The sequence below is a fragment of the Microbacterium sp. genome (genome assembly GCF_047607225.1).
Lineage (GTDB): Bacteria > Actinomycetota > Actinomycetes > Actinomycetales > Microbacteriaceae > Microbacterium.
The window spans coordinates 1-9863 of sequence record NZ_JASGDO010000020.1 but is presented as its reverse complement, the minus strand read 5'-3'; the positions used below and the strand labels follow the sequence as shown (position 1 = coordinate 9863).

General features: G+C 67.4%; 10 protein-coding genes. 9 read left to right on the top strand and 1 reads right to left on the bottom strand.

Features of this window, described 5'->3' with window-relative positions:
- From QM591_RS03625 to QM591_RS03605, 5 genes are all read left to right on the top strand, one after another.
- Positions 1-263, top strand: a 263-nt coding sequence (locus QM591_RS03625) for a dihydroxy-acid dehydratase (RefSeq protein WP_415129711.1), incomplete at its 5' end; no start/stop codon positions are given.
- A 39-nt stretch (positions 264-302) separates the two neighbouring features.
- Positions 303-2102 (top strand): acetolactate synthase large subunit, encoded by a 1800-nt coding sequence (locus QM591_RS03620; RefSeq protein WP_415129709.1) that lies wholly within the window; start codon positions 303-305, stop codon positions 2100-2102.
- Position 2103: 1 nt separating this feature from the next.
- On the top strand, positions 2104-2613 hold the full coding sequence (ilvN, locus tag QM591_RS03615) for an acetolactate synthase small subunit (RefSeq protein WP_067160771.1): 510 nt from the start codon (positions 2104-2106) through the stop codon (positions 2611-2613).
- A 97-nt stretch (positions 2614-2710) separates the two neighbouring features.
- A complete protein-coding gene (gene ilvC, locus QM591_RS03610) occupies positions 2711-3736 on the top strand; it encodes a ketol-acid reductoisomerase (protein WP_415129706.1) in 1026 nt (341 codons plus the stop codon).
- Positions 3737-3898: 162 nt separating this feature from the next.
- Positions 3899-5164: an alpha-L-fucosidase gene (locus QM591_RS03605; protein WP_415129704.1), complete on the top strand. Its 1266-nt coding sequence runs from the start codon at positions 3899-3901 to the stop codon at positions 5162-5164.
- Positions 5165-5184: 20 nt separating this feature from the next.
- On the opposite strand, the gene QM591_RS03600 is transcribed toward QM591_RS03605, so the two are convergent.
- A complete protein-coding gene (locus QM591_RS03600) occupies positions 5185-6342 on the bottom strand; it encodes an ROK family protein (RefSeq protein ID WP_415129702.1) in 1158 nt (385 codons plus the stop codon).
- Positions 6343-6553: 211 nt separating this feature from the next.
- Here QM591_RS03600 and QM591_RS03595 point away from each other — a divergent pair, with 211 nt between their 5' ends.
- The 4 genes from QM591_RS03595 to QM591_RS03580 all read left to right on the top strand — a co-directional run.
- Positions 6554-7816: an ABC transporter substrate-binding protein gene (locus QM591_RS03595; protein ID WP_415129701.1), complete on the top strand. Its 1263-nt coding sequence runs from the start codon at positions 6554-6556 to the stop codon at positions 7814-7816.
- Between the two features lie 37 nt (positions 7817-7853).
- A complete protein-coding gene (locus QM591_RS03590; protein WP_415129699.1) occupies positions 7854-8759 on the top strand; it encodes a carbohydrate ABC transporter permease in 906 nt (301 codons plus the stop codon).
- On the top strand, positions 8749-9675 hold the full coding sequence (locus tag QM591_RS03585) for a carbohydrate ABC transporter permease (protein WP_415129697.1): 927 nt from the start codon (positions 8749-8751) through the stop codon (positions 9673-9675). The genes QM591_RS03590 and QM591_RS03585 overlap by 11 nt, the downstream gene beginning before the upstream one ends.
- On the top strand, positions 9672-9863 hold a 192-nt coding region (locus tag QM591_RS03580; protein WP_415129695.1), incomplete at its 3' end, for an ROK family protein. The genes QM591_RS03585 and QM591_RS03580, both read left to right, overlap by 4 nt.

Sequence of the window (9863 nt, the reverse complement as noted above, 5' to 3'; positions counted from 1 at the left end):
GATTCTCAGGCGGCACAACCGGCCTGTGCATCGGCCACATAGCACCCGAAGCGGTGGACGCTGGTCCCATCGCCTTCGTGCGCGATGGTGATCTGATACGGGTCGATATCGCGGCTCGCACTCTCGACCTACTCGTCGACGAGGCTGAGCTGAACTCCCGCCGTGACGGCTGGGAGCCCCTTCCTCCGCGCTATACCCGTGGCGTCCTGGCCAAATACTCGAAGCTCGTGCGCTCCGCTGCGGAGGGCGCGACGACGGGATAGGCCGTCCTGACAGCGTCATCGATCATTCGAGGTTCTTTCATGTCATCCGACACTGCAGCTGTGCCCCGACCACCCGCGCGCGGAAACGCGGCGCCCGTCCTCACGGGGGCCGAAGCGGTCGTCCGCTCGCTCGAACTGCTCGGCGTCACCGACGTCTTCGGCCTTCCGGGCGGGGCGATCCTTCCCGTCTACGACCCGCTCATGGACTCGTCCGCCCTGCGCCACATACTCGTCCGTCACGAGCAGGGTGCCGGTCACGCGGCCGAGGGCTACGCGGCCGCGTCGAACAAGGTCGGCGTCGCCATCGCGACCAGCGGCCCTGGCGCGACCAACCTCGTCACCGCGATCGCCGACGCGTACATGGACTCCGTGCCGCTGGTGTGCATCACCGGTCAGGTGTTCTCCACGCTCATGGGGACCGACGCCTTCCAGGAGGCCGACATCGTGGGCATCACGATGCCGATCACGAAGCACTCCTTCCTGGTGAAGGACGCCTCCGAGATCCCCGGTGCGATCGCCGCCGCGTACGAGATCGCGGGGACCGGACGCCCCGGTCCCGTGCTGGTGGACATCACGAAAGACGCTCAGCAGGCCGAAGTGCCGTTCGTGTGGCCGCCCAAGATCGACCTACCGGGCTACCGTCCGGTGACCAAGGCCCACGGAAAGCAGATCCAGGCCGCGGCACAGCTCCTCGCCGAGGCCCGCAAGCCGGTGCTCTACGTCGGCGGCGGTGTCATCCGCTCGCAGGCGTCCTCGGAGCTGTTGGCTCTCGCCGAAGCCACGGGCGCGCCCGTCGTCACGACGCTGATGGCTCGCGGCGCGTTCCCCGACTCGCACCCGCAGCACCTCGGCATGCCGGGCATGCACGGGACGGTTCCGGCGGTGCTGTCGCTGCAGGAGTCGGATCTGCTGATCTCCCTCGGTGCTCGCTTCGACGATCGCGTCACCGGCAAGGCTGCTCTGTTCGCGCCGCACGCCAAGGTCGTGCACGTCGACATCGACCCGGCCGAGATCTCGAAGATCCGCACCGCCGACGTCCCGATCGTGGGAGACCTCCGCGACGTCCTGGTCGACCTCGGTGCGGCTTTCCGCGCGGTCACCGGCGGGCAGAAGCCCGACACGACCGAGTGGTGGGCGTTCCTGGACGGACTGAAGGACGAGTTCCCCCTCGGATACGCCGAGCCGACCGACGGGCTCCTCTCTCCGCAGTACGTCATCTCCCGCATCGGCGAGCTCACCGGTCCCGAAGGCATCTACGCCGCAGGGGTCGGGCAGCACCAGATGTGGGCGGCGCAGTTCATCAAGTACGAGCGTCCGAACGCGTGGCTCAACTCCGGGGGAGCCGGCACGATGGGCTACTCCGTCCCGGCCGCGATGGGGGCGAAGGTGGCCGAGCCCGACCGCGTGGTGTGGGCCATCGACGGCGACGGGTGCTTCCAGATGACCAATCAGGAGCTCGCGACCTGCGCGATCAACAACATCCCCATCAAGGTCGCGATCATCAACAACTCGTCGCTCGGGATGGTGCGGCAGTGGCAGACGCTCTTTTACGACGGCCGCTACTCGAACACCGACCTGAACACGGGCCACGACACGATCCGCATCCCCGACTTCGTCAAGCTGGCCGAGGCCTACGGCTGCCTCGCGCTGCGTGTCGAGAAGGAGGAGGACGTCGACGCGGCGATCCGCACGGCGCTGGAGACCAACGACCGTCCTGTGGTGCTCGACTTCGTCGTCAGCGCCGACGCGATGGTGTGGCCGATGGTGCCGCAGGGGGTCAGCAACAGCTACATCCAGTACGCGCGCGATCACGCCCCGACGTTCGACGAGGAGGCCTGAGATGAGTCGTCATGTCCTGAGTCTCCTCGTGGAGAACAAGCCCGGTCTGCTGACCCGCGTCGCGGGCCTGTTCGCGCGCCGCGGCTTCAACATCGAGTCGCTCGCCGTGGGCGTCACCGAGGTGCCCGGTCTCTCCCGCATCACCGTCGTGGTGGATGTGGAGGAGTTGCCGCTCGAGCAGGTGACCAAGCAGCTGAACAAGCTCATCAACGTCATCAAGATCGTCGAGCTCGACCCGGCCGCCTCGGTGCAGCGAGAGCACATGCTCATCAAGGTGCGGGCCGACAACCAGACCCGGTCGAACGTCATCGAGGTCGTGAACCTCTTCCGCGCGTCGATCGTGGACTATGCCACCGATGCGCTCGTGGTCGAGGTGACCGGCGACCGGGGCAAGATCGAGGCGATCCTCCGGGCGCTCGAGCCGTTCGGCATCAAAGAGCTGGCGCAGTCGGGTCTGCTCGCGATCGGCCGCGGTGGGAAGTCCATCACCGAGCGCGTCCTCCGAGGCTGACAAAGACCCGGCGAGTGTCCAAGACACGCGGACGCTCGCCCCACATTATCCGCGTGTCTTGGACACTCACCTTCACAACAAGGAGAAAGAACACACCATGGCTGAGATCTTCTACGACTCCGACGCCGACCTGTCGATCATCCAGGGCAAGAAGGTCGCCATCGTCGGCTACGGCTCGCAGGGCCATGCCCACGCGCAGAACCTCCGCGACTCGGGCGTCGAGGTCGTCATCGCGCTCAAGGAGGGCTCGAAGTCGACCGCCAAGGCGCAGGAGGAGGGCTTCGAGGTGAAGTCGGTCGCCGACGCCACCGCGTGGGCCGACCTCATCATGATCCTCGCGCCGGACCAGCACCAGCGCGGCATCTACAACGACCACATCAAGCCGAACCTGACCGACGGCAAGACGCTCGCCTTCGCCCACGGCTTCAACATCCGCTTCGGCTACATCGACGCTCCCGAGGGCGTCGACGTGATCCTCGTCGCCCCCAAGGCGCCGGGCCACACCGTTCGTCGTGAGTTCGTCGCAGGTCGCGGAATCCCCGACATCATCGCCGTGGAGAAGGACGCCTCCGGGTCCGCATGGCAGACCGCCCTCTCGTACGCCAAGGCGATCGGTGGCACGCGTGCCGGCGTCATCAAGACGACCTTCACGGAAGAGACCGAGACCGACCTCTTCGGTGAGCAGGCGGTGCTCTGCGGCGGCGTCTCCCAGCTCGTGCAGTACGGGTTCGAGACCCTGACCGAGGCGGGCTACCAGCCGCAGATCGCGTACTTCGAGGTGCTGCACGAGCTGAAGCTCATCGTCGACCTCATGTGGGAGGGCGGCATCGCCAAGCAGCGCTGGTCGGTCTCCGACACGGCCGAGTACGGCGACTACGTGTCCGGCCCCCGCGTGATCGACCCGCACGTCAAGGAGAACATGCAGGGTGTCCTCGCCGACATCCAGTCGGGTGCCTTCGCCGAGCGCTTCATCGGTGACCAGGACGCCGGTGCTCCCGAGTTCCACGAGCTTCGCGAAAAGGCGGCCGCTCACCCGATCGAGGCCGTCGGCAAGGAGCTGCGCGCCCTCTTCGCGTGGAAGCAGCAGGACGCCGACTACGTGGAAGGTTCCGCCGCGCGCTGATCGCGGCGTCACGACCTCGGCGCACCCGCCGAGTCCGGCTTCACGTAAGCCAGAAGAGCCCGGACCCTTACAAGGGTCCGGGCTCTCGTCGCTTCGCGGGCGCACGACGGCGCTAAACATCCGATGTCTGTGGCAAGATGGGGCGAAAGGGAGAGGAACGCGATGAGACAGTCCTGGTTCGATCACGCACGCTTCGGGATGTTCGTGCACTTCGGTCTCTACAGCGCCGCCGCGCGGCACGAGTGGGTGCAGAACTACGAACGGCTGACCGACGAGGAGTACCGCGTGTACTTCGATCATTTCGCCCCCGACCGCTTCGACGCGCGCGCTCTCGCTCGTCGGGCCGCAGACACCGGGATGGGGTACGTCGTGCTCACGACCAAGCATCACGACGGCTTTGCGCTGTGGGACAGTGCCGTCAGCGACTTCACCGCACCAAACGCCTGTGGCCGCGATCTCGTCCGGGAGTACGTCGACGCACTCCGGGAGGAAGGGCTGCGGGTGGGCTTCTACCACTCGCTCATCGATTGGCACCATCCCGACTTCACGATCGACTGGAACCATCCCCGTCGCGGCGAACCCGACATCGCCGAGCGGAACGCCGTGCGCGACATGGCGCGATATCGCGAGTTCCTCCATGCCCAAGTGCGGGAGCTGCTGACCGGCTACGGACCGATCGACTACCTGTTCTTCGACTTCACCTACCCCGAGACCCGTGACGGTCTCGCGGGCAAGGGGCCCGAGGATTGGGACGCCGAGGGACTCCTCGCGATGTGCCGCGAACTCCAGCCCGACATGCTCGTCAACGACCGTCTCGGGATCCCGGCGGACTTCGTCACTCCCGAGCAGTACCAGCCCACCGAGCCGCTCGTACGGGGAGGCGTCGCCCAGACCTGGGAGGCCTGCCAGACGATGGACGGCTCGTGGGGATATCACCGCGACAACCACGACCAGAAGTCCGCCGCGCTGCTGGTGCAGATGCTCGCCGACTCGGTGTCGATGGACGGCAACATGCTCCTCAACGTCGGGCCTGATGGTCGCGGTGCCATCGCTCCGCGCGACCAGCGCACGCTGGGCGAGATCGGCGAGTGGATGGCGCTCCATCGCGATGCGATCGTCGGGGCGGGCCACGCGGGGCTCGTCGGACCGCGGGAGGGCGTCTTCACGCGGCAGGGGGACCGGCTGTTCCTCCACCTCTTCTCTTGGCCGATGGGGGTCGTGCACCTGCCGGGACTGGCCGGGAGGGTCTCGTTCGCGCGGCTCCTCCACGACGGCTCCTGGCTGCGGACGTCGGTGAGCGACCCGGAGCGGGAGGCCGACCTGATGACGCCGGCCGGCCAGCCGGCGGGGACGCTTTCCGTGCACCTGCCGATCCGGCGTCCCGAGGTCGTCGTGCCGGTGATCGAGCTCACCTTGCGCGGAGCCTGAGCCTCGCGACCGGCGGGGAGTCAGCGCACGACCGGGAGCTCGAGGTTATCGAGCGCCCAGAGTGCTGCGCCGCACAGGACGGCGTCGGCCCCCGTCCGCGCACGCTCGATACGCAGCTGCTGGGTGACCAGCGGATGGCACGCCTCGTACACGCGGCTGCGGACGGCGGCGAGGAAGGGTTCCGACGCGCTCATGCTGCCGGTGAGGAACACCGCGTGCGGGTTGAAGAAGTTCACGACGCCCGAGAGCGCCTGGCCGAGGTGCGTGCCGGCGGTGCGGACGAGGGTCGTCGCCTCGGGGTCGCCGTCGGCGGCGAGCTGGAGGACGTCTCCCGTGCGAGCGACGTCGCGGCGGCCCTGTTCCTGCATCTGACGGACGAGGCTCGCGCCACTGGCGACCGTCTCGAGGCACCCCGTGTTGCCGCATGAACAGGCGCGCCCGGCGGAGGCATCGATACGGGTGTGGGTGATGTCTCCCGCCGCGGCCGTGGCCCCGCGATGGATCGCGCCGTCGACGATGATCCCGCTGCCGATCGCCGTCCCCGCCTTGACGGTGATGCTGTGCCCGCCGAGACCGAACTGCTCGCGGTGCTCGCCCAGCGCCGCCAGGTTGGCGTCGTTGTCCACGGCGACGGTGGCGCCGTAACGCTCGGCGAGGTGTGCGATCACGCTGAAACCGGGCCATCCGGGCATCCGTGAGGGTTGATGGACCGTGCCGGACCGGGTCTCGACGGGACCGGGGAGGCTCACGCCGATGGCCCGCACGACGGTCCCTCGCGAGAAGTCGTCGAACACGGCGCAGACGGCGTCGAGCGTGGCGACGGGACCGTCGGCGAGCACCACCGGGATCGTGCGCACGTCCCGGAGGGCGCCTGAGAGGCCGTGGACGCCGATCCGGGCGTGACCGCCACCGATGTCGGCGGTGAGGACGACGCCGGCGTCTCCGTCGAGCTCGAGGAGCCGCGGACGGCGGCCACCGCGGGACGTGCCCTCGCCGCGTTCGCGGAGGAGGCGAGCATCGATGAGGGACTGCACGCGGAGTCCGACTGTCGAGGGGGCGAGCCCCAGGATCGAGGCGAGGTCAGAGCGAGAGCGCGCATCGCCCCGCGACACGAGGTCGATGATGCGCCGATTGAGGAGGTCATCGGAGGGGGCGGTCGGTGCGCCGTCGGTCGACATCTGGGGCTCCCGGGTTCTCGTGGAGGTCCGACGGCGGGGGCCGGCGGTGTTCGTTTCGATCGTGTGACGCTACATCACCGAACGATAAACATCCGATGTTCGTATTGCAACGGGTTTCGAAATCTGTCAGGGTGACTTGCGTCACAAGAGTACAAGGTTAGTTCGATGGCCGAAATAACCAAAGAGTCACTGCACTGCCTGAGGAGGCAACATGAACAGAATGCGTGTGGGGGCGGTCGCCGCGGCGACCGGCGTCGCGGTCGTCCTGACCGGGTGCGCGGGAAACACCGACCCCGGAACGAGCGGCGGCGACAAGCCCACGATCGTCGTCGACATGTGGTCGGGGAGCGAGTCGGACACCGCTGCGCTCCAGGCGCAGGTCGAGATCGCGCAGAAGGCGAACCCCGATGTCGTCATCAAGCTGCAGACGGCACCCTGGAACGACTTCTTCACGAAGCTCACCACGAACATGGCCAGCGGCAACATGGCGTGCGTGACGGGGATGAGCGGCGCACAGCTCGGCGGGTTCACGTCCGGCTTCCGCAAGCTCACCGATGAGGACCTCGCCACCGCCGGGCTCGACTTCGCCGACTTCAACCCGGGCGCCGACGGGATCCTGAGCTTCGAAGGCGACCTCTACGGCGTGCCCTTCGACGTGGCGACCATGCTCGTCTACTACAACCAAGACCTCCTCACGGCTTCGGGCGCGAAGACCCCCGAGATCGGCTGGACATTCGACGACTTCGCCTCGATCGCGAAGGATGCCACCAAGGACGGCAAGTACGGGTTCGGGATGGGCATGGGCGGATACCAGTGGATGTCCATGCCGATCGCCTACTCCAGCACGCAGCCTGCCGCGGAGGATGGCACGCTCCACATCGACGACCCCGCCTTCGTCGAGGCGGCCACCTGGTACGCCGACCTCGTGACCAAGCTCGGTGTCGCCGCGCCCGTCGCTTCGGCCTCGGACACCGGCTGGGGCGAGAACCAGTACACGAGCGAGAACGCGGCGATGGCCGTCGACGGCACGTGGAACGCCGTGAGCTACCTCAAGAACGAGTCCGGATTCGCCGCCGGCATGGCCCCGCTTCCCGCCGGTGCCCAGGGCAACCCCGGACCCATCCTCGGATCCGGCTATGGGATCTCCGCCACGTGCGACCACCCGGAAGAAGCCCTGAAGGTCATGGGGTCGCTCCTCGGCAAGGACGCACAGGACTACATCGCCTCGTCGGGTCGTTCGTACCCGGCCCGCACGGAGTCGCAGCCCTTGTACTTCGACTCGATCGACGAGGAGTACCGCGAGCAGGTCAAGACCGTGTTCGAGTCGGCGTTCGCCACGACCGTCCCGCTGTACATGACGAAGAACTGGGAGAAGATCGACAGCTACGTCCAGCCCAACCTCGTCAGCGTCTACAACGGCCAGATGACGATGGCGGAACTGCTGAAGAACGCGCAAGCGCAGTTCGGCAACTGAGTCGTCCACGGACGACCCTCGAGCAGAAGAGATGGCAATGACGACCACGACGAAACGTCGCGGATCGCTCGCGCGGGTCGAGTCCCGCCAGGCGCTGGGGTTTGCAAGCCCCGCCCTGGTGGGGCTCGCCCTGTTCACGATCGTGCCGGTGGGGCTCTCGATCGTGATGAGCGTCTTCGACTGGCCGACCTTCGGCGACCGCTCCTTCAACGGCGTCGACAACTACGTGAAGCTGTTCACCGCGAGTCCCGACTTCTGGCCGGCGCTGCGCAACTCCGCGGTGTACACGATCCTGTACGTGCCGCTGAGCGTCGCGCTGTCTCTCGTCCTCGCCGTCGGGCTCGGCCCCCGGATCCGCGGTCGCGGAGCGCTGCGTGTGTTGTTCTTCATCCCGGTGGTCGTCCCGATGGTGGCCAATGTGCTGGTGTGGAAGATGATCCTCCAGCCGCAGGGGCTCCTGAACGGCGCAGCCCAGGGATGGTTCGGGTTCTCTCTTCCCAACTTCCTCGCCGACCCGTTCTGGGCGATGGCCATGGTGGTCGCCATGAGCGTCTGGCAGGGACTCGGCTACAACATGCTGATCTTCTCGGCCGCTCTGGAACAGCTCCCGGAGAGCGTCCTGGAGGCGGCGAGCATCGACGGGGCGCGAGGATTCCGCCTCGTCTGGAGCGTGATGCTCCCGATGATCTCTCCGGCGATCTTCTTCGCGACGATCATGACGATGATCACGTCGTTGCAGGTGTTCGCGCAGCCGCAGCTGCTCACCGGCGGGGGGCCCGGAAACGCCACCAAACCGCTCGTGATGTTCATCTGGGAGCAGGGCTTCACCTTCGGCGATCTCGGCCTCGCCGCGGCAGCGGCCTGGATCCTCTTCGCGATCATCATCGTCATCACCGGCGTGCAGTTCGCCGCTCAGCGCAAGTGGGTGCACTATGAGCATTGAGTCCGTCACCGACACCCGGACCCTCGTCACCGGGGAGGACGACGTCGTGCGCGGCGAGGACGGACGCCGTGCCGCCGGCGTCCGGACGCGAGGAGAGCGCGTGCGCCTCGTCATCGCACACGTCAGCATCTACCTCGCTGCGCTGATCTTCGTCTCGCCCCTCGTGTATGCCTTCTTCTCGGCGCTCAAGCCGAACGAGGAGATCTTCTCGATGCCGCCGACCCTCATCGGCTCGCAGCTGAAGTGGGGGAACTTCGCGGCCGTGTTCGAGTACGGCCCGTTCTGGACGTACATCGGCAACTCCCTGTTCGTCGCGGTCGCCGGGACCCTCGTCGTGCTGGTGGTCTCCACGACCGCGGGCTACGCGTTCGGACGGCTTCGCTGGAAGGGCAGGGACGCCGTGTTCGTCCTGTTCCTGGCGACTCTCATGGTGCCCGCCGAGGTGCTCGTGATCCCGATGTTCCAGGTCATGCAGTGGTTCGGGTGGGTCAACAGCTACGAGGCGCTCATTCTCCCCTTCGCCTTCACCGCCTTCGGCACCTTCCTGATGCGTCAGTTCTTCCGGGGCATCCCGTTCGAGCTGGAGGAGGCAGCGCGCGTGGACGGCGCGGGACCGCTCCGCAGCTTCCTGCAGATCATCCTGCCGCTGTCGAAGTCGGCCGTCGCGGTGCTGTCGGTGTTCACGTTCCTCTCGTTCTGGAACAGCTACCTGTGGCCGCTCATCGTGACGGTGGACTACTCCGAGCTCGGCACGCTCCCTGTCGGTCTCGCGAGCTTCTCCGGCATCACCGGTACGAGGTGGGACCTCCAGATGGCGGCAGCCATCATCTCGATGATCCCCACGACCCTCCTCGTCGTCGCTTTGCAGAAGCACCTCGTCAAGGGCATCGCGATGGCCGGATTGGGCGGCCGATGACGGCGGGGGAGGTCATCGCCGGCATCGACATCGGCGGGACCAAGACCGCCGGCGCGCTCGTGGCTCCCGATGGGACCGTCGTGGCCCGCGCTGAGCGGGAGACCCCCGCCCGTCTCGGCGGCGACGCGATGGCCGAGACCGCTGCGGCGGTCGTGGCCGACCTCGCCGCGGCGGCCGCTCCGCCCGCG